Here is an 18,793-nt window from a genome sequence, read left to right as displayed (position 1 = left end):
ATTCTCCCGGAGGTATCACAAAGCATCCGGGGGTCCGGATGATGAAGGTTTGAATTATGAAAAAAATCCTTTTACTGTTTTTAATCCTTGTGTGTATCTTTGCGTTTCCGCAGGGAGCGATAGCCGCATCGTCTACAACATCAGCAATCCTGACGGCAGATCAGATGTCAGCCATAGAAATCACCGTTACCGGAACAGAATCGCCATGGGCACTTTCTCCCGGGACCACATTTACAGAAAATAATACTTTACAGGTCGTTGTCAACAGTACGGCGAACTGGGGGGTCGGCGCCAGTGATGCAGATACAACGAATACGAATGGTTTTATGACAGACTGGAGCGGGAGTGCATACGTACCTGGTACCAAACTCGCACATGCGTTACAGGTTAATGCAAACGGAGGCTCCTATGTTACCTTACCTGCTGGCGGATCTCTCCTCACCGGGACTGCCGGTACGTCACAAGTCTCATATCCCCTCGGGTTCCAGCAGCAGGTAACCTATACCGATCCCCTTCTTCCCAACCCCAATGTGTATCGTATTGTGGTGACGTTAACAGGTACAACCATATAACCCATGTTTCTTTTTGTATTTCCTGCGAGAAAAAACCAAAAAAAATGATGGTATCCCGTATACAATGAGAGCACCGGTGTCCGGAAATATACTGAATTGTGGAGTGACGCATTCCCGGGAGTGTCCAAAAAATGCAGGGTGATTCCACACCCCAAGATGCTGTTTACTTCAAATTATGATGTACTGAACCGGGGAATAGCCCGCTATTAAGGAGTTTGCCGGGTCCTCCATAGAGCAAAAGATGAAATAATCAGGGGAATATATCCCCTGCATAACCAATGCCCCTCCCGGAGTATACCATGCATGGTACAAAAAAAAATACCGGAAAACGTTTCTCCATTGTATTTACCCTTGCGTTAATCGGGCTCGTGACTGCCGCGATAATTCCCGGTGTAGAGGGTGTTTCAACCGTGAATCTTGGAGCAGCCGGTAATTATACGATCCTCGCAAAATCTGCAATCTCAACCACGGGAACCACATCAGTTGGCGGGGATATGGGGATCAGCCCTGCCGTTGCGACGTACATAACCGGATTTGGGCTGACGCTGGACTCCTCGGGCCAGTTTTCAACATCGTCCCTGGTGACGGGAAAGGTCTATGCAGCGGACTATACGGCTCCCACTCCTGCTGACCTCACCTTAGCGGTAAGTAACATGGAGTCAGCGTACACGGATGCCTCCACACGATCTCCCCCGGATTATACGGACATTGGATCCGGCGGGGAAATTGGCGGGCTGACACTCGCCCCGGGTCTTTATAAGTTCACCGGTGCCGTGACAATATCAAACGATCTTGTCCTCAATGGAAGCGCGAGTGATGTATGGATCTTCCAGATACCGGGTGCTCTTGGTATCAGCTCCGGTAAACACGTTATCCTGAGTGGCGGTGCACAGGCAAAGAACATCTTCTGGGTGGTCGGTGGCGCCACGACACTGGGAACAACATCTGTTTTCAACGGGAATATCCTGGATTTCACCGCGGTTACGCTCAACAATGGCGCAACATTAAACGGACGTGCACTGGCACAGACCGCGGTTACCCTTGACGGGGATACCCTGTCAGTACCAACAGCTACACCAACGCCAACTCCAACACCTACCCCTACACCCACACCAACGGTAACAGAGACTTCATCTATTGAAATATCAATTACCGGAACAGAATTGCCATGGGCTCTTTCTCCCGGAACCACCTATACGGAGAATAACGTATTACAAGTCGTTGTCAACAGCACGGCGGATTGGGCGGTCGACGCCAGTGATGCAGATACAACGAATACGAATGGTTTTATGACAGACTGGAGCGGGAGTGCATACGTACCTGGTACCAAACTTGCACACGCGTTACAGGTTAATGCAAATGCAGGACCGTATGTTACCTTACCGTCCGGCGGATCTATCCTCACCGGGACGGCCGGTGCGTCACAAACCTATCCTCTCGGATTCCGGCAGGAGGTAACCTATGCCAATCCGGTTCTTCCCAGCCCCCATGTGTACCGTATTGTTGTGACGTTGACGGGTACAACCCTGTAATCGCGTCTCTTTTTTTTCTCCTGCAATAAACACGGTGTGCTCTCCTGCAGGGTTGATCGCGAAGTCAGCGGGGAGTATGCCGGCAGCAGCCCCCAAATAAAAAAATGCGGGAGGTGTTCCCGTACATACATATTTTAACAAAAATTAAAAAAAAATTACCGTTCTCTTCTCTTCCATGCCCCGAAGATTACGACAGTCAGGCAAAGAGAGAGAAAGACCGTTGTTACATCCGGGGCAAGGATACCTTTGGACTGTCCACCGGTTTGTGTACCCGGTGTGGAAGACGCGATGACTGCCCAGGTGCTGAACTGGTTTGTTGTTGCAGACAGGGTCGTTGTATCCTTGTTCACGGTTGTCGGGAGCAGGGTCCACGAGCTGCCGGACTGGTCGTACCGTGCAAGAACAAGTTTCGATGCGTCTCCCCCGGCAGCATCAAGATCTGAGCTGGAGTAGTTGACACTGATCATCGCATCTTTTGAGAGAAGTCCGGACAACCCGTCTATCTCGAAACACGTGCCACCGGCTGTTGTTCCGGCAGGCAGTCCGGGAAGCTGATCCAGTGAGAACGGTTTTAACGTAACCGTGACATCCGATATGACCGCACCGGCCGGGAAACTAACCGCTATCCTCCCGTCAGAAGATGCCAGTACCGCAGGGTTTTTCGGGGTCAGGGCGACACTTGTTTCCTGCACAGGAGCAGTGTAGCTGCTGTTCACTTCAAAGCTGGCAGTCTTTGAATCGAGGAGTGTACCGTCCTTTAGGGATACGTTGGACAGCATCGTGTACGTTCCCGGCGACAATGCAGCATTGAGATTCACGACAAAATTGACCGTGTTACCGGGGATAATCGAGTACAGTGTAGGATCGGTTGACAAGAGGGCAACCTGTTTTCCGCTGCCGTCAGTGACCTGCACATTGTTGATGGTATTTGCATAGTGGTGATTGCCGGTATTTTTAAATGAGGTTATAAGAGCAAGCGGTTGGCCTGCAACAATAGTTCCCGTAGTTAAACCCGTTATCGTCCCTGTCTGGGTAATACCGGGACTGTCGATCGTCATCATCACCGGGACATTTATCGCTGTAACAACGAGTGTGGATCCTGTACCGTTCGGCAGACCGTGGATGGAAATAATTGCATATCTCCCGCCGGGACCGGCATCACCCGGCACGGAGATCGTCGCATCAACCGTTTCCGAAGCACCGGGATCAAGATGGAATGTCCGGTTATCGATTGAGATGTAGCTCCGGGCCGAGTAGGGACTGGTATCAGAAGACGGATCAAGGGCCACATAACTCTTATCCGGGGACTGCCCGAATCCCATGACATCCACTACCATATCCATGGGGGGATCATTTGCACCCAGGCTTATGGTCATCGGAAAGATAACGGTCTGGCCGGGCGAGACGTTACCGGTATAAATGGAACCGATCACTTTCAGGCCGTCAATGGGGACAGGCAGGAGTATGAGACAGGCAAGGGCCGCAATGATCATACCGACTGCCAGACGTTTTTCAAACCGGGGTTTCATACACGTTCCACTTCGTTGTATACTACACGTCCCGTGCTATAAATATATCCAGATTTTTTATATCCTATCATTCAGGGTAAAAAGCGAAGATGCTGTGCAAAAAGGTGGTGGAGCATAGGGGATCCCCGTTCAGTTCAGGCACTTCTCCCTCCGGGAATAACGCGTGATGCCCGACAGATAATGTATTAATTTTGGGGAACGGTGATGTAATGTCGGGGGGGGACCGGTTCAGGAAAAAAATTCAAACTGTCTCCTAACGCCCATGGGGACGCTGGCACAAGGGGATCATTTCTGTTAAAATTCCGGAAATGCACCAGCACTCTGCGAGAGCCGGTTTTTTTATTACGGATCCATGAACCGGAATGCTTCGTTTGGGACCGCAATCTCAAACCGCGCTCCGGTGCCCGGGACACCTGTCTCACTGATGGAAATACCGGTAATCGACAGGATTTCACGGGCGAGAAACAGGCCAAGCCCGGTATTTTTCCCAAAACCGCGTTCAAACACGTGCGGTTTGTCTTCCCCGGGTATTCCTTTTCCGTTATCTTCAACCGTGATAATGAGTCCGGCGCCGCTTATATGGGGGGATATAGTTATCCGGGTCACTCCTCCGCCGTGCTGCCGGGCATTATCGAACAGGTTATAAAAGACCTTTATCAGAAGCGGGTCTGCATAAATTTCAAGATGATCGGTGGAAAATTCAAAGGCGATGGTATTATCTGGAACCTGCGATCCCGCCAAGCGAATAATCTCCGGTAACTGCTGCCAGACCGGCGCCCTGACCCCGAGATCCTCATATTCCCGGGTAAACGCGATCTGGTGGCCGATGGTTGCGGCTATACGCTCCTCATTTGCAATATACCGGGAGAGCGCAGCAGGGTCAGCAAGTACCTCTTTTGAGAGTTCCAGGTATTCACTCAGGGCCTGGAGCTGATTATTGATATCGTGCCGGGTTATCGAGGAGAGGAGGTTGAGTTTCTTACTGGCAAGGGCGAGTGCATCTTCAGCACGTTTCCGTTCGGTGATATCCCTGATGTTGCACTGGATGATATTCTTTTCACCAACGGCATAGACATTACTGATGAATTCCACGTGCATAGGCGTGCCCTGTTGTGTTTCAAGGGGCAGATCCTCATACCGGATATACTTCTGAGTTTTCAATCTCACAAACGCATCCTGTGCAAGGGATTTGTTTTTAAGAAACCCGAGTTCCCAGAGGTGCTTTCCGAGGAAATACTCAAGCGGGTATCCCAGCATATCGAGAATAAAGGTATTTGCATCGATAACTTCACCGGTATCCCCGTCAAGGATCAGAATCGCATCCTGCGCAGTTTCAAACAGCCGCCGGTACTGGAGTTCTGATTTTTTTAAGTGGTTTTCGGCTGCTCTTCGCTGCTCTTCGTGGTCAAGGGTCTGGAGAGCAAACGAGATATCCCCGGATTGTTCTTCGAGAAGCCGGATGATCTGGTCGTTAAAAAATCCCGGTTCAGAAGCATAGAAGGTAATCACACCTGCATTTCGGGAACCGGTTGCAAAGGGGAACGCAGCAAGCGAGCGATAGCCCCATTCGAGTGCACCTTTGCGCCACGGATTCGCCTTCTTTGAATCACGTTCGATATCATTACAGACATTGAATGATTTTTTGCGGAATGCAGTTCCGGTCGGGCCCCTCCCGGTTGGTGTGTCATCGGTCGATATGGTGATCGTACCAAGGAAGCCCTTATCCGAACCTGCTATCGCAACGGGTTCTATGCTGTGGGTTTGGGTATTGGCAATGCCGGCCCAGGCCAGGGAAAAGCCACCGGTATCAACAGCAATCCGGCAAATCTCGCTCAGTAATTCCTTTTTGTCATGAATATGGATGATCGCCTTGTTGGTTGCGGAAAGCGTTGTATAGAGCCGGTGGAGGGTAGTGACCTGGACCTCCGCCCGCCGGTGGTCAACGACAACCTTGAGCTTTTGCACCAGCTCGGCAAACTGCGATTTTGAATCCCCCCCTTTCTGGATATACGAGTCAGCACCGTTTTCAAAGGCTTTGACCGCGATCTCTTCCCTGCCCTTGCCGGTAAACAAAATGAACGGAATGGTCTTGTCCTTTTCCCTCACCCGTTTTAAAAATTCAATGCCATCAATGTCCGGCATCTGGTAATCGGAAACAATGGCTTTGATACTGTTGGATTTTAACCGATCGAGTGCAACAGACGCGGATGGTGCAGTGGTGACGGTAAATTCGTTTGTCCGCTCAAGATACAGCTTGCCAAGCTCGAGCAGGGAAGGCTCATCATCCACATAAAGAATGGGTATCATAAGAACCATCTGCGGGAAATATACCTTTTATGGGGAATGCATGTCACAGTTAAAATTAGGTACTACATGTTTCATTTTTTGGAACGAACAGTTTCTGCACAAATGTGCGAGCCGGTTTCCTCCCTCATTACCTCGCCATGAACCCGGGAAGATATCAGAACCTTCCAAAAAAAGAAAATGACCATTCCTGACGGAGAGCTGATTATGATCTTGAAATAATTCCCAAATGACACTCCACAGGTGAGCGGATTTCAGGTACATACACCGGGGCACAGGAAGGAAACTGGATAACTGTTATCAGGATGATGCGGCAAAGACGGAAATATCCTCATTCGTTTAGCGTAACGGACAGGATTGTTTTGGATAATTTTTCAGGGTAATACCACGCAACATGGGGATGCCAACCTGAACTTCTCTTCCAAAATACGTCCGTAAAACCGTCCGATTGTCCTGCCTGGAAATCCGTGCCCATAAATGCCCCTGTTTTAAAAAATACGCCAAAATTGAGCACCATATAATGCCCATTAGCGGGCCGCAGAGGCCCCGGGAATGGCCCCTTTTTTCATTCTCGACCAAAAACCCATACGGGCATGAGATCGGGCCGTAAAACGCGTTTATGAGAACTTTTTATTTTGTCCGATTGCCAAAATAAGGCCGATATGAGCTTATTTTTAAACGGAGCCCGATACGGGCTTTTTTTAGGTCCGGGAAGGGAAATCAGAGCCCCATATGGGCCCGGATGGGATGAGGTCTTCCAAGATGGAACGCATATGACTGGCCCGCGGATGAAGCGGCCTGCACCGGGGACATTCGGGTAAGCCGGGAGGCTCGGATCATGTTCGGGATCAAGCACGCATTGGCGCAATCACCGGTGGCGCGGTGTAAGAATAACGATGATTGTCATCTGCTGTTTCACCGGCACCGGCAAACTCGCTCTTGCTGCGGTAAAACATAAGCATCCTAAAAAAAAGAAAAAAAAACCGGATAACCCCCGCCCGGCTACCGGGATTTATTTTTCCTGCGCCCAAGGAACAGGACGACCAGGGCACACCCGGCAACCGCAACGAACGAGGTAAAGCCCGGCAGAAGTGAGGGCGGCTGGCTTTCGGCGTAGATTGAAGTATTCATAAGATCGGCGCCGCCAAAATGCCACTCCGCCTTGTTGTTATTTACGACTGTGGCCGAGGTGTTGACGATCTTTCCTGGCATCTCCAGGTAATAGTCCACCGAGACCCCGGAAAGCATCGCCCCCATCATCTCCCGCTCCTCAGAGGCATTGAACAGCGGGACTGCCGGTGTCGGGGTAATCTCGACCTGTTCATACTTTTGGAGGGAGCTGTTCCAAATCCATTTGGTAGGTACCGGGGTCGGGGTTATAGTAATGAGATCATAACCATGGGTCGTTGCATTATACACCAGCGCCGAGGTAGGGGCCGGCGTTGGTACAGGAGTTGTAAGAGACGCGGCGGATTCTCCTGCCCCAAGGGACTGCAAGGCTTGTGGTGAATAAAAGGTATCATCCTGGTACACGAGATTGTCGCCATCTTTCCGGATGCTTATTTTGGAATCGGAAGGAGGGGAATAGGTATCCGTACTGGAAAACGAGAGCGTTACCTTGTTGTTCTGGTTATCCCATGTTTCAGTGTAGGACACATTCCCCGGGCCAAGGGTCTTTGTGAGATTTCTCTCCAGAAGTGCCTGTACCGAATCATAGCCTTCGTGTTCTGCCCCGAGTTTAAGAAGGTTATACGTTGAACGATCCATGTTCAGGTCATATTCCGCATGGGTGATCTGTGCATCCTGGCTCACGGTGTATTTCTCAGTCATTGCAAGGTTCATACACCCGGCAGCAACGACAAAAAAAAGAAGGATAAACGCCAGAACAAGGAGAATTCCCGTTTTTTTCATAGATGAATAATTTATTTAAACCAAAATAAATATTCCGAAATGATAATACGGGGGAAATCACGCTGGAAAGTGCGATCCGCAGGCTACAAAAAAAGTAAACTTTAAAAAAAAAGATCCCGGGTGACCCCCCTTACACGGGCCAAAACTCGTCCCTTCCGGCAAAACAGGCCGGGCAGGTCCAGTCCGTGGGCAGGGCCTCAAATGAGGTTCCCGCCGGGATATTCCCTGCTGCGTCCCCTTTCTTCGGTACGTACTTGTGGCCACAGGCCTGACAGACATAAGATTGCATAGTAAACCTCTTTTATAGGGTAAATGCCCGAAGTTCCCCGCCGTAATTCAGGTGTTTTTTAGTGTCGGCCGGATTTTTCCGGCCAAAGAAAACGAATCCTTCTTTTAAGTCTCCGCGATCCACTCTGCGGTGGAAAGCACCCGGGAAAAAACCATCTGCTGGGTGACGAGGATTGCCCGGTGGAGATCGGCAGCGGAGACAGACCCGGCAGTGTTTGTAATCGACAGCGTCCCGGTGGCATCGGAGAGGAAGTTCACGGCATAGCCTTCGTGGAATGCCTGTCGGGCGGTCGTATCGCAGCACATCTGGGTCATGTATCCTGCAATCGTCACGGTGGTGATCCTGTTTTCCTTAAGCCACGCGGAAAGCTCCGTCCCGGTAAAACTCCCGGGATAGTGCTTCTCAATTACGAGATCTGCCTGACGCTTTTTGATCTCCGGGTGGAGATCTGCGCCCGGCGATCCCTGCCCAAATGCCGGCGCACCCGGGGCAGGGTTTGTGTGACGGATGACGACCACCGGCATGCGGGCGCTGTGCGCATGGTCCATGGCTTTTAGGATATTCCCAAGGCTGCCCTCCGGGTACGTGACTGGCAGGGCCCCGCTGAAATATTCGTTCTGCACATCGATGACCAGCAATACCTGTTTCATAATCCCTTCTCCTTTGGTAAAATCTTCCCGGGTGATCTCCATTTCAAAGAATGCTACAGGATCTCCCTGGATCTCCTTGACCAGTTCCCCGGTCCGTACAAAATGCAGGGAGGTATAGAGGGCCTTTGCCCGGAAATTGTTCTTTCTTACAATCAGCCGGATCCGTGCAGTCCCCGGGCAGGAAAACCCTCGTGCGAGCGTCAGGCGTACGATCGTTCTCCCGAGACCGCCCCCGATCCGTTCAGGGTGGAGCGCCACCATGAACTCGGACACCCCTTCAAGGCCCTGCACCAGGAGCGAGAAGCCGACAAGTTTACCGTTCTCTGTTGCTGCAAAGACCACGGTACCGGGTTCATTCCGGTGCGTGTCCAGCCAGCCTCCGTCCCGCAGGCTGTAGTCCAGCCCGGCAAATTCCGGCGGATAATGCGGCCAGGATTTGATCACCGGAATATCTGCATCGGCAAGAAGACGCAGGACGATCATAGGTACAGGAAAAGATGGGTGAAGGAAAGCAAAAAAGGTGGCAGTCAGGAGGGGGGCCTTATTCCATTTCAGAAAGCAGCCCGGAGGTAAGCAGCCACTGGAGCTCACCGGATGGGGAGTGTTCGAATGAAAAGTGCCGGATCTTGGCAAGGCCTCCTTTCCCGAGCGCAACCGAAGCGCTGCCTTCCCTGGCAATGACCCGCGAGATCAGGCCGGCAAGCGAGGGCTCGTGGCCCACAAGAAGGAGCACTGCATCATCGCCGTACTGCGAGGCCTGGTAGCACAAGGTATCCGGGTCGCCGTTGGGGGCTAGCTCGTCCCAGATTGCCGGGTCCTCTTTTGCGCCGGTCACTTTTGCCACGATCTCCGCAGTTTCGCGGGCCCGGAGCAGGGGGCTTGTTGCGATCCCGTCAAACCGGATCTTCCTTTTCTTAAGGAACCGGCCTGCGTTCCGGATCTCCTTTTTTCCTTCCGCGGTCAAAGGCCGGGTGTTATCGTCAAATCCGCCCGGGGACTGCCCGGCTTTACCGTGCCGGAGAAGATAAAGGTCCATGTTCCTGCCACCTCCTTCTGGTTATGCGAACCTTGCCGCTGCCGGCATATCACTTTTGCGAAAAGGATGCGATCCTGAAATATCCGGGAAAAAAGAGTTGCTGCAAAGAGTGGGGTGGTGGAAGGTTGTCTGATGGATCCCCATGAGGGGAAATCCGTATGGTGCTTCCCCATTCTTTTGGGGAGTCCCGCTCAAAATGGTGTTAATCTGCGGATGAGAGGGGTTCCCCAAGAAATGTACTTCCATCATATGGGCAATAAAAACTTCCATCTCGCACAGGACTCACACTTGTTTGCGCAAGATCCCGGCACACGACAACGATTAATGCCCGTACCGGTAATCACCATAGGTAATCGTATATGCCCTCCCCCCTCTCCGAACTCGAAACCCGGCTCGGCTTCACCATCAAAGACCGCACCATCCTTGATGCAGCCCTGACCCGGCAGGCGTACATTAACGAAAATCCCACAGCCGGAAATGACTGCATGGACCCGCTTGCCACTGTGGGCGACGCGGTGCTCGGGGCCGTGGTTGCAACCCGGCTGTACGAAAGCGGCATCCGGGACAAGGGTACACTCACCTCAGAAAAGATCCGGGGAGTCAACCGCGACAAGACCCGGGCATTCGCAGAAAAATTCCAGCTCCACAAATTCATCCGCTGGGGAAAAGGCGAGGAGAAAAATAAGGTCTGGGAGCAGGGGAGCCAGGCGTTCGACGCCGCATTTGAGGCACTCATTGGTGCCGTCTTCCTCGATACCCGTAGGCAGGGAAAAGACGGGCTTGCAGCAGTACAGGTGTTGCTCGAAGGCCTGAAGTTTTTTTAATACACCCCACGTTCCAAAGTAAAAAAAAATTGCGGCCGCCGGGAAAAACCTGTGATGCAGGCCGCCCGGGTCACACCCGCTGGAGCGTATCGATTGCCACGCCGATCTCTGGGCCATCGTTATGCCAGTCAAGCTCGATCTCGTTTCCGTTGACAAATGTCCCGGTCACATAGCCGAAATTCTTCTCAACAAGCACAAAACTCTGCCGGTCCTTTGCCATGATGCCGGCGATCGGGACCGTGTACAACGTCCCGTTGGCCTGGATCACCATGGTACCGGAGAAGAGCCGGTCCTTTTCACCGGTTACTGCCATGCTCATGGTCCGGTTCCCATTATCTGCATAGCCCGTACCTTCGTCATAGCTCACCATTGTCCCGGTCCAGTTCCCCAGAAGCGTGTTGCCCGGAGGGGTGAGGACCTCGTACGGGGTTGGGGTGGCAGTCGGGGTTGTGGTCGTAACCGAAGAGATACAGCCGCCGGCAAGGATCGCTGCGGCAAGTGCGCCAAGAACAAAGAAGGAAACGATCAGTCGCATATCCTGTGATGTGCCGGGCTGCAGGATAAAGACAAAGGATCCGGTACGGGGGTGTTTAGATCCCTGTCAGCACCTTCTGCTGGATCATCAGGACCGCGATAAAGATCAGCATTACTCCAAAGAACTTCCTTATGTGGTCCGGGTGGATCCGGGGGGCAATATACGCACCAAGGCATGCTCCCATCCCGGCCCCGGCTCCGTACAGGACTAGGAACGGGACCGAGACATGCCCGAGAAATGCATGCACGGATGCCCCGGTCACCACGGTAGGAATGACGGCAAGGAGTGAGGTGGCCACCGCCCAGTGCACCGGTACTCCCAGAGCAACAAGCGCCGGGACAAAGTACGCCCCTCCGCTTGTCCCGGTCACACCGCTTACAAATCCCCCAAATGCCCCCCATACCACAAGATGGGCGTACGGGATTTGGATAATCTTCTCTGTCCCGTCAAGATCCCGGCAGGAAAGGGCCATCAAGGGACCGATCCCGATCTTCCGGATCAGGTGCAGGGCAGGGATGAGCATCTCAAACGACATGGCAAGGAGCGCCAGCGCAAAGAGCGCGATGATAAGCCGGGTGTCGATGTAACTGGAGATCACCGAGGCCAGCATCGAGAATGCAATGCTTGGGATCGCGATCACGGCAGCGGCCTTGTACAGGACCCGCCCCTGACGGCGGTACACCACGGTTGCCGCAAACGAGGAAAAAACCATCACGGCAAGACTGGTTCCCACGGCAATGCGTGGATCGAATCCGAAGATGAGGGTGAGGGTGGGGACATACAAAAACCCGCCCCCAAGCCCGATGACCGCAGCTATAACACCGATGCCGCACGAGATCAAAAACGCTGCAAGCGAAACTATCATCTGTTGGCCCTGCCGGTTTTTTGGGGAGGGGAAGAGTCCCCGGTGATCACTGCTCTTTTTTTAGAGGAAATGCCGCGCCAGTCAGACAACTTGAGATGCGGGTACATCCGTGCCGGGGAGCGATTGCAGGTGCCGGGTAAGCGAGTACCCCGCTATTTCCTGTACGCAATTATAGAGTTTTTACTTAAAGTATATATTCGTCCGGAAGAGAAACAATCCTAATGGATGCAGGACCGGAAAAAAACAGCTTGATCAGATCCCTTTCCTGATACGGTAACGATTCCGCTGCTACAGTACCTGCCGGAAAAATCTCCTCGTCTCCTGCGCTCAAAGGAATAGCAGAAACGCGGGGAAAAAGGGTATCCCGACACAAGGAGATAGTACTATAATGACCACAAATCGACAGGAAGATCACAATGCCCTCACGATTATTGCCGGGGTAATAAAAGGTGCCGGCCCGCTCATCCATTCTTTTGGGGATGCCATGGATAAGGGCGATTATACCCGGGCGCACGAGGTCGCAACAACGCTCTGCACGTATATCGACAAAGTCCTTCCCGAAATCCAGAACGCAACCGGGATTTCCGGGACGGCAAAACCCGCACTTTTGGAGCTCGAAAGCGGACTGGCAGAACTGCGTACCGGTGCAACAGACACGATCGCGTGGATCGACGAATACAGTGTCTTAAAGAAAAAGGTAAAACCCATCGCAGAGAAGGTCTGTTCGGCTACCGACCATATCAACAAGTCCGTAGTACTTGCCCGGGATGCTGTTGCAGGCCGTATAGCAAAAGACTCCTAAACTAACGTTGTCGGGGAAAGCAGGTTTTATCGCACCGGCCCCCTGCACCTTTTTTATGCCATGGAAGTGACAGATAAAAGAAACAAATAATCTTTGCAAAATCTGAAGGTGTCCCGGCACCGGCTGCCTGCCCCGGGTATGAGGTCAGGCTTTCCCTGTGAAGGATGGACGATGGTGCTGATGCACCGGTGCCGGGTTGTATCTAACCTGCCAATCGGGTCTGTCCGAGGTTTATCTCTTCAGGAATTCGGTATCTCGTGTGTGCTCTTTGTGTTGTGTGCATGTGTCCGGTTGGTGCGTGCGTTCCAAAGGGACACTATCCTATTGAACCCTCATCTATATCAACTTTTTTTATTTGACAATTTAGTAATATTAATTGAAAATGTTTGATGACGAGAACCAGGAAAGGCCACGAGGCGAGGGCAAACAAAACTGAGGGCGATTGCCTCCAGGACTCACTGGTACCCGGTTACCGTGATGAGAAGGACCTTGCATTCAATCGACTGCCGGACCAGCCGGGCCGGGTTCAGTGCGTGGGCAATTGATGCATACGTATCCCAGCTGACCGGTGCATAATACTTCCGCACACCGTCAGGGAACGCCACAACAAGCTGTTCTTTTTCGAGGTCCTATCCCAGTTCGCGGATCTCGTTTGAGAGTCTCCTGCTCCAGACTAACGCCATGTATGTTTCTCGCATATACCCGGTGGCGGCTTTAGCATTAATCCCGTGTGCAGATGGGAGTTAAATACCGGCCAGATAATCCAGAAACCGGGCAGGAAAAATGCCGGTACTCCTTCAAGAGGGATCCTGTACAACGGGATCGCCTTCCAGAAGCCTGTAGATTACGGGCTCGGAAAAGGGCAGATCGGCCGGCTCGTACCAGACTTCAAGGGTATTCTCGCCGAGCACCGCCCGCATGTTCATGCTCGGTGGGCGTACCAGGGTAAAGAAGGGTTTTTTGAGAAATTCCATTACGTTTGCCGATCCAAATGAGGAGAAGCTGCATGCGGTCTCTTTGGTAAACGGGTCCGAGAGCAGGTATTCTTTTTTGACCCGGCCATCGGCACAGTTCTTAAAATTCTTTTCACGCACTATGGACACTGTCTGCCACCTCGCGAATGGCTGCTGCAGCGCTCCTACACGTTTCATCAGGAGTCAAAATGGATGGGCTGATCCGGACGCAGCCATGGCCCCCATCGATCCTGTCGTGGATGAGCGGTGCACAGTGCAGGCCGGTCCGGGTGACGATCCCGTACATGCGCCGGAGGACAAAACCGGTATCCTCATTTTCGAGATCCCGCAGATTAAAAGAGATCACCGGGAGATCAGGATTTGTGTTGTACACCTGGATTGTATCAGTCCCGGAAAATTCCCGCAGGAAAATTCCGGCCTGCCTTGTGATGCTCCGGGCGATCGCATCAGCCCCGGTCTCCTCCAGAAATGCGATCCCGGCGGCAAGTGAGACAAGGCCCGGGTAGTTGTGCGTGCCGGCCTCAAACTTCTCCGGCATCCCCTGCGGCTGGAGAGGATACCGCGAATCCGTTCCGGTCCCACCCTGTCGGGTTGAAGCAGATTTTTCCGGGTCACGGATGTAGAACCCGCCAGTGCCCGGAAAACCGAAAAGGTACTTGTGGCCCGTGAAAACAAAGGCGTCGAGCGGCAGCCGCCCGAGATCGATTTGTGCAAGGCCCGCGGTCTGGGCCCCGTCAGCAATAAAGAAGACACTCTCGTCCTGCAGAAGTTTCCCGATAGCGGAGATATCCTGTACCGAGCCAAGGACATTGGACCCGTGGGAAAGGACGGCGAGGCGGGTGTCGGGCCGGAGCGCTGCAGCCACAGCATCCGGGTCAACCCGGGCTCCCGTGGAAGGGACTACCGTAACACTGCACCGGCCCCCGGCTTCCAGCGTGCGCAAGGGGCGGATCACGGAATTGTGCTCGAGATCGGAAATGATCGCGTGGAACGGACCGGCCTCATTTATTGCAAAACCCGAAATGAGCGTATTGAGAGCGTCGGTAGCGTTTGCGGAGAAGATCACGTGATCTGTTTCGGGTGCATGGAAATACCGGGCCACCGCTTCGCGTGCATCGGCCACGCAATCTGATGAGAGACCCGCTGCAGACCGGCCGGCCTCACCAAACGGCAGGGCAAGTGCGTCATTGACCGCGGCGATCACACCAGGCGGCTTTGGCCAGCTCGTGGCCGCATTGTTGAGATATATGAGGGGTGGTTCCATGGCCGGCTTCATCCTTGAGGTATTGATGCGGGGATGAGATACCCTTTGTGCGTCCGCATGACCGGAAAAATGTTGGATTGTAAAGTATTTAGTATAAACATGATGGAAGAATACTTCCATAATATTTTAATAACATAAACTGAGAATACCGGATACGCATGAGTATTCCCTGCCACGAGTCCCTCCGGTACACATCCCATCCCCCGGATCTCTCCGCATATCGTGAGCAGAGGAGGCAGTTGTTAACCGGTGACTGATATGAAACTGGTCATTGCCCTGATCCGGCCGGAACGGTTTGGCGCCGTAAAAAAAGCGCTCGAAGACAAAGGCTACATCGGCATGACCACCGCGGAGGCAAAAGGACGGGGAGCACAGAAAGGGATCGCCCTTGTGTACCGGGGCGGGAGGCTTACTATCGATATCCTTGTCAAGGTCAGGATCGAGATCGTGTCCCATGACCGGGACGTTGAAGATCTCGTTTCGACCATCAGGGAGAGCGCCTGGACCGGGGCGAATGGGGACGGGAGGATTTTTGTCCTGCCGGTTGAGCAGGCGATCCGGATCCGGACCGGGGAGATGGAAGGATAACCACGCAAAAAGATCAAAAAAAGATCAGAAATCAAAAATTATCGCCGCCGACCCAGGGTTATGGCCGGACCTTCCAGACCATCATGCCCAGGAACATCTCGTTTTTAAAGATGCATTTCCCGTCAACTGCCGTCTCTTTGTAGTACCGCTGGATCGCCCGATTCATTGCCGGGGTAACGGTCTGATCGTGGCTGATGATATCGATCGCATGGGCGGCAGCCTTTTTTGTGTCAAGCGTTTCGTTCCACCTGCGGCGGGAAAAAGTAACCTCCGGGCGATAGCCTTTGAGGTACAGGTACATGAACGGGAAGAGGAAGCCCATGGGAGGACGGCGGGGTGAGGGAATTTTCCCGATCCGTGAAAGCAGATCTGATAGAATCGCATCCCTGCCGCCGGGAAACGAGCCGATGTAGAAGCAGGAAGCCCGCGAACAGGTGATCATCCGCTCAAGCGTCTCTGCATCCTTTATTGCCGGGGTCATGGAACTTATCACGAGATCGAACTTTTCACGGAATCCCAGACGGTCGATATTCGCGGTCCACCACGAACCAGCAATGGTGGTGACCGAAAGTCCCTCGCGGTCCGCAACGCGTTGTACCTGGGCAAGCATGCCCGGGGATATGTCAAACGAGGTGACCTCTGCTCCCGCACGGGCAAGGGGCAGGGAAAGAGACCCGGCCCCGCAACCGATATCGAGAACCCGTGCGCCCTCTGCGCAAAACCCGGAGGCCTCAAGCAGCGCAATGTTCTCCCGTGAACGCTTCCGGCCCCCGGCTGTTGCGATCTTGTCTGCGAAATCCTCGGAGCGCTTGTCCCAGAAGGAGACAAGGCTCTCTTCGTCCATGAGATCGGATGCGGGATTGGTCCGGTTCCAGTAATCAATCCAGTAGTTCAGGTTGGTTTTTTGCGGCACGTTATTTTCTCTCCTCAAAGTACATTGTAGTCCCGGCCGGTTTTGTAAAAAGTTTATTTTTCCGGTATTTTAACTAAAACCATTGCACCCCCGAGACTTAAGCATGCAGGCGGCGGGATCGATCTTTAGACAAAGAAGATGCCTACATGCATCCGGTGCGCCGGCGGCAACCGGTGCAGGAGGCAGGCCACAAGGATGCAACGCACCAGGCCGGCTGTTTCTTGCGTACCGGATCCAGTACCCTCAATCTTTATCCGCAAGGCGGTATGCTCCCCGGGGCACAGAAAGCACAAACATTGCTCCTTTGCCGGGTTCACCGTTCTCGGTAATTGTGATGCCTGTAATACCGAGAATCTCACGGGTCATAAAAAGGCCAAGGCCGGTATTTTTCCCGATCCCCCGCTCAAAGATCTGCTCCTTCTCCTCAGAGGAAATGCCCACGCCATTGTCTTCGATAATAAGGGAAAGGCCGGCGGGGGAAAGATCGAAACGGGCGGAAATGGTGGTGAGCGTGTCCCCGTACCGAATGGCATTGTCGATCAGATTGTAAAACACTTTTTCAAGCAGGGGGTCTGCATAGATCTCAAGCCGGTCCAGTTCGACGGCAAACTCAAGCCCGGACCGGGAAAAATTCGGGATCACACGCTCGATAACCGCTGCCACCCGCTGCCACTGGGGCTCTTGGATCCCGACTTCCTGGTACTGCTTGGTGAAGTTGATTTGGCGCTGGATAATGCCTACGAGATCCTTGACATCGTGGAGCAGCTGTACCCGCTCCTCCTCACATGAGGTGGCGTTTGCCATATCGATAAAACCGTACACACCGGTGATCGTGTTGAGGATATCGTGCCGGGTGACATTGTTCATCAGGTTGAGCTTGCGGTTTGCAAGCGCGATCGCATCTTCTGCGTGTTTCCGATCCGTCACATCCCGGAGAATCCCCAAAAAACTCAGGGGTTTTCCTGATGCATCGGTCTGCAGGGTACTTTTGCCTTCCAGCCAGTGGATATTTCCGTTACGGGAAAAGATCCGGAACGTGGAAATGGTGTGGACCCGGTCCTGTGCTTGAGAGGCAAGAGACTTTCTCACACGGGAAATGTCCAGCGGATGGATGAATGCGGAAAGCGGCATGCTGATCACCTCTTCCTGCGTGTACCCGTACCTGCTGACCTGCGGGGAAACATAGGTAATATTCCCGTCCATATCCACGGAATAGAGGACGTCCCCTGTGTTTTCCGTGAGGGCCCGGTATTTTTCCTCGCTCTCTTTTAAGGCTGTTTCAATCTTTTTTCGCTCCGTGATATCACTGACCGCTCCCACCCAGCCGGTCAGCTGCCCCCCATCATCGATAACAGGTACGGAATGATTGAAAATCCAGCGGACGGTGCCATCGGGCCTGATAATCCTGGTCTCGATCTCGCGGGATACTCTTCTTTTGGCAATTTCCTCGATCTCATCGGCGATGCGGTCGCAGTCATCAGGGTGAAGGATAAGGGAATAATACTTTCCCTGCACCTGGTCCGGGGCAAACCCGGTAATGGCTGACCAGGTCTCGTTCACGTACACGTAATTTCCCTTAGTGTCCGTCATGTGGAACCCAACCGGGGATGCCTGAAGGATCCCAGAGAGGAACCCGGAAGTTTCCAGGAGCTCCCGCTCCAGCCGCATTCGTTCGCTGACGTTTATAAGGGTAACAATACTCTGGGTGCTCCCGGGGAAACTGCCCTTGTTTATGAGAACATCGATAAATTCACCACCGGCAGTGTGGATCTGGCCGGAGGAGAGGTCCGGGGGCGAGAGATCGTCCCGGGGAGCGGCGTCATCACTCAGGGGATCGCAGATCATTCCGTCGAGGTAATCGCAGATGTTCTTTTTACTCTCAACATCTCCTCGCATTTCATGGATGAGGAGGCAGAAACTATTGTTTGCAAGCGATATTGTCCCGTCTTTTTCTATAATCACTTTCGGATTGCTATCCTGTTCAAAGAGGGTCTGGTACCGCTTTGCAAGATCACCTGCGGTCCGGTTCATTAAGGAATGGACAGCCTGACGGTCAAGGATAGCCCGCTGAAGCTTTCTCTCCTGGAGCTCGGCGTGCTTTTCTATGCGGCGGAGGATCTTTTCTATACGCTCTGCATCGCGAGTTTCAACATGCGCCAATACCGGGCCAATGAGTTCCCTGAGTTCGTCAGTCGGCTTCATGAG

General features: G+C 53.0%; 18 protein-coding genes. 5 read left to right on the top strand and 13 right to left on the bottom strand.

Features of this window, described 5'->3' with window-relative positions; translation table 11 throughout:
* Nucleotides 1-56 precede the first annotated feature (56 nt).
* A complete protein-coding gene (locus MBOO_RS01575; protein WP_011991322.1) occupies nucleotides 57-572 on the top strand; it encodes a hypothetical protein in 516 nt (171 codons plus the stop codon).
* A gap of 299 nt (nucleotides 573-871) precedes the next feature.
* A complete protein-coding gene (locus MBOO_RS12905; RefSeq protein ID WP_011991321.1) occupies nucleotides 872-2,104 on the top strand; it encodes an ice-binding family protein in 1,233 nt (410 codons plus the stop codon).
* Between the two features lie 155 nt (nucleotides 2,105-2,259).
* Here the strand turns inward: MBOO_RS12905 and MBOO_RS01565 are convergent, their stop codons facing one another.
* The 6 genes from MBOO_RS01565 to sixA form a co-directional block, all read right to left on the bottom strand.
* Nucleotides 2,260-3,633: a COG1361 family protein gene (locus MBOO_RS01565; protein ID WP_011991320.1), complete on the bottom strand. Its 1,374-nt coding sequence runs from the start codon at nucleotides 3,631-3,633 to the stop codon at nucleotides 2,260-2,262.
* Between the two features lie 342 nt (nucleotides 3,634-3,975).
* Complete coding sequence (locus tag MBOO_RS12900) at nucleotides 3,976-5,949, bottom strand: response regulator (protein ID WP_011991319.1); 1,974 nt, start codon at nucleotides 5,947-5,949, stop codon at nucleotides 3,976-3,978.
* A gap of 990 nt (nucleotides 5,950-6,939) precedes the next feature.
* A complete protein-coding gene (locus MBOO_RS12895; protein WP_011991318.1) occupies nucleotides 6,940-7,848 on the bottom strand; it encodes a hypothetical protein in 909 nt (302 codons plus the stop codon).
* Between the two features lie 130 nt (nucleotides 7,849-7,978).
* Nucleotides 7,979-8,137, bottom strand: coding sequence for a rubredoxin (locus MBOO_RS13325; RefSeq protein ID WP_011991317.1), 159 nt, complete (start codon nucleotides 8,135-8,137; stop codon nucleotides 7,979-7,981).
* A 104-nt stretch (nucleotides 8,138-8,241) separates the two neighbouring features.
* The gene (locus tag MBOO_RS14110; protein WP_011991316.1) at nucleotides 8,242-9,270 is read right to left on the bottom strand and encodes an isochorismatase family protein; all 1,029 of its coding nucleotides are present in this window, start codon (nucleotides 9,268-9,270) and stop codon (nucleotides 8,242-8,244) included.
* Nucleotides 9,271-9,328: 58 nt separating this feature from the next.
* Nucleotides 9,329-9,823 (bottom strand): phosphohistidine phosphatase SixA, encoded by a 495-nt coding sequence (sixA, locus tag MBOO_RS01545; protein ID WP_011991315.1) that lies wholly within the window; start codon nucleotides 9,821-9,823, stop codon nucleotides 9,329-9,331.
* A 359-nt stretch (nucleotides 9,824-10,182) separates the two neighbouring features.
* Here sixA and MBOO_RS01535 point away from each other — a divergent pair, with 359 nt between their 5' ends.
* A complete protein-coding gene (locus MBOO_RS01535; protein WP_011991314.1) occupies nucleotides 10,183-10,647 on the top strand; it encodes a ribonuclease III domain-containing protein in 465 nt (154 codons plus the stop codon).
* A gap of 70 nt (nucleotides 10,648-10,717) precedes the next feature.
* On the opposite strand, the gene MBOO_RS01530 is transcribed toward MBOO_RS01535, so the two are convergent.
* Nucleotides 10,718-11,182, bottom strand: a complete 465-nt coding sequence (locus tag MBOO_RS01530; RefSeq protein ID WP_011991313.1) for a hypothetical protein — start codon at nucleotides 11,180-11,182, stop codon at nucleotides 10,718-10,720.
* A gap of 55 nt (nucleotides 11,183-11,237) precedes the next feature.
* Entirely contained in the window at nucleotides 11,238-12,047 is an 810-nt protein-coding gene (locus MBOO_RS01525; protein WP_011991312.1) for a sulfite exporter TauE/SafE family protein, read from the bottom strand.
* Between the two features lie 388 nt (nucleotides 12,048-12,435).
* Here MBOO_RS01525 and MBOO_RS01520 point away from each other — a divergent pair, with 388 nt between their 5' ends.
* On the top strand, nucleotides 12,436-12,849 hold the full coding sequence (locus MBOO_RS01520; RefSeq protein WP_011991311.1) for a hypothetical protein: 414 nt from the start codon (nucleotides 12,436-12,438) through the stop codon (nucleotides 12,847-12,849).
* Between the two features lie 455 nt (nucleotides 12,850-13,304).
* Here MBOO_RS01520 and MBOO_RS13725 read toward each other — a convergent pair whose 3' ends face one another.
* The 3 genes from MBOO_RS13725 to MBOO_RS01510 form a co-directional block, all read right to left on the bottom strand.
* Complete coding sequence (locus MBOO_RS13725) at nucleotides 13,305-13,454, bottom strand: hypothetical protein (protein WP_011991310.1); 150 nt, start codon at nucleotides 13,452-13,454, stop codon at nucleotides 13,305-13,307.
* A 192-nt stretch (nucleotides 13,455-13,646) separates the two neighbouring features.
* Nucleotides 13,647-13,952, bottom strand: a complete 306-nt coding sequence (locus MBOO_RS01515) for a hypothetical protein (protein ID WP_011991309.1) — start codon at nucleotides 13,950-13,952, stop codon at nucleotides 13,647-13,649.
* Complete coding sequence (locus MBOO_RS01510; RefSeq protein WP_011991308.1) at nucleotides 13,936-15,087, bottom strand: aminotransferase class V-fold PLP-dependent enzyme; 1,152 nt, start codon at nucleotides 15,085-15,087, stop codon at nucleotides 13,936-13,938. Before MBOO_RS01510 ends, MBOO_RS01515 begins: the two co-directional genes overlap by 17 nt.
* 258 nt (nucleotides 15,088-15,345) lie before the next feature.
* Between MBOO_RS01510 and MBOO_RS01505 the strand changes: the two genes are divergently transcribed.
* The gene (locus MBOO_RS01505) at nucleotides 15,346-15,675 is read left to right on the top strand and encodes a P-II family nitrogen regulator (RefSeq protein ID WP_011991307.1); all 330 of its coding nucleotides are present in this window, start codon (nucleotides 15,346-15,348) and stop codon (nucleotides 15,673-15,675) included.
* 58 nt (nucleotides 15,676-15,733) lie between these two features.
* Here the strand turns inward: MBOO_RS01505 and MBOO_RS01500 are convergent, their stop codons facing one another.
* Both MBOO_RS01500 and MBOO_RS12890 read right to left on the bottom strand, forming a co-directional pair.
* Complete coding sequence (locus MBOO_RS01500) at nucleotides 15,734-16,588, bottom strand: class I SAM-dependent methyltransferase (protein WP_011991306.1); 855 nt, start codon at nucleotides 16,586-16,588, stop codon at nucleotides 15,734-15,736.
* A gap of 243 nt (nucleotides 16,589-16,831) precedes the next feature.
* Nucleotides 16,832-18,790, bottom strand: coding sequence for a PAS domain S-box protein (locus MBOO_RS12890; protein ID WP_198324440.1), 1,959 nt, complete (start codon nucleotides 18,788-18,790; stop codon nucleotides 16,832-16,834).
* Nucleotides 18,791-18,793 lie beyond the last annotated feature (3 nt).

The sequence above is a fragment of the Methanoregula boonei 6A8 genome (assembly GCF_000017625.1).
GTDB classification, from domain to species: Archaea; Halobacteriota; Methanomicrobia; order Methanomicrobiales; family Methanospirillaceae; genus Methanoregula; species Methanoregula boonei.
The sequence above is the reverse complement of the archived record's forward strand: the minus strand, read 5'-3'. Positions and strand labels throughout refer to the sequence as shown.

What these genes read in the sequence shown, in the direction of transcription:
- MBOO_RS12900 (WP_011991319.1), bottom strand. Translation starts at nt 5,949, where the DNA reads ATGGTTCTTATGATACCCATTCTTTATGTGGATGATGAGCCTTCCCTG.
- MBOO_RS01575 (WP_011991322.1), top strand. Translation starts at nt 57, where the DNA reads ATGAAAAAAATCCTTTTACTGTTTTTAATCCTTGTGTGTATCTTTGCG.
- MBOO_RS14110 (WP_011991316.1), bottom strand. Translation starts at nt 9,270, where the DNA reads ATGATCGTCCTGCGTCTTCTTGCCGATGCAGATATTCCGGTGATCAAA.
- MBOO_RS12905 (WP_011991321.1), top strand. Translation starts at nt 872, where the DNA reads ATGCATGGTACAAAAAAAAATACCGGAAAACGTTTCTCCATTGTATTT.
- sixA (WP_011991315.1), bottom strand. Translation starts at nt 9,823, where the DNA reads ATGGACCTTTATCTTCTCCGGCACGGTAAAGCCGGGCAGTCCCCGGGC.
- MBOO_RS01535 (WP_011991314.1), top strand. Translation starts at nt 10,183, where the DNA reads ATGCCCTCCCCCCTCTCCGAACTCGAAACCCGGCTCGGCTTCACCATC.
- MBOO_RS01510 (WP_011991308.1), bottom strand. Translation starts at nt 15,087, where the DNA reads ATGGAACCACCCCTCATATATCTCAACAATGCGGCCACGAGCTGGCCA.
- MBOO_RS01520 (WP_011991311.1), top strand. Translation starts at nt 12,436, where the DNA reads ATGACCACAAATCGACAGGAAGATCACAATGCCCTCACGATTATTGCC.
- MBOO_RS01530 (WP_011991313.1), bottom strand. Translation starts at nt 11,182, where the DNA reads ATGCGACTGATCGTTTCCTTCTTTGTTCTTGGCGCACTTGCCGCAGCG.
- MBOO_RS12895 (WP_011991318.1), bottom strand. Translation starts at nt 7,848, where the DNA reads ATGAAAAAAACGGGAATTCTCCTTGTTCTGGCGTTTATCCTTCTTTTT.
- MBOO_RS13325 (WP_011991317.1), bottom strand. Translation starts at nt 8,137, where the DNA reads ATGCAATCTTATGTCTGTCAGGCCTGTGGCCACAAGTACGTACCGAAG.
- MBOO_RS01505 (WP_011991307.1), top strand. Translation starts at nt 15,346, where the DNA reads ATGAAACTGGTCATTGCCCTGATCCGGCCGGAACGGTTTGGCGCCGTA.
- MBOO_RS01565 (WP_011991320.1), bottom strand. Translation starts at nt 3,633, where the DNA reads ATGAAACCCCGGTTTGAAAAACGTCTGGCAGTCGGTATGATCATTGCG.
- MBOO_RS01525 (WP_011991312.1), bottom strand. Translation starts at nt 12,047, where the DNA reads ATGATAGTTTCGCTTGCAGCGTTTTTGATCTCGTGCGGCATCGGTGTT.
- MBOO_RS12890 (WP_198324440.1), bottom strand. Translation starts at nt 18,790, where the DNA reads ATGAAGCCGACTGACGAACTCAGGGAACTCATTGGCCCGGTATTGGCG.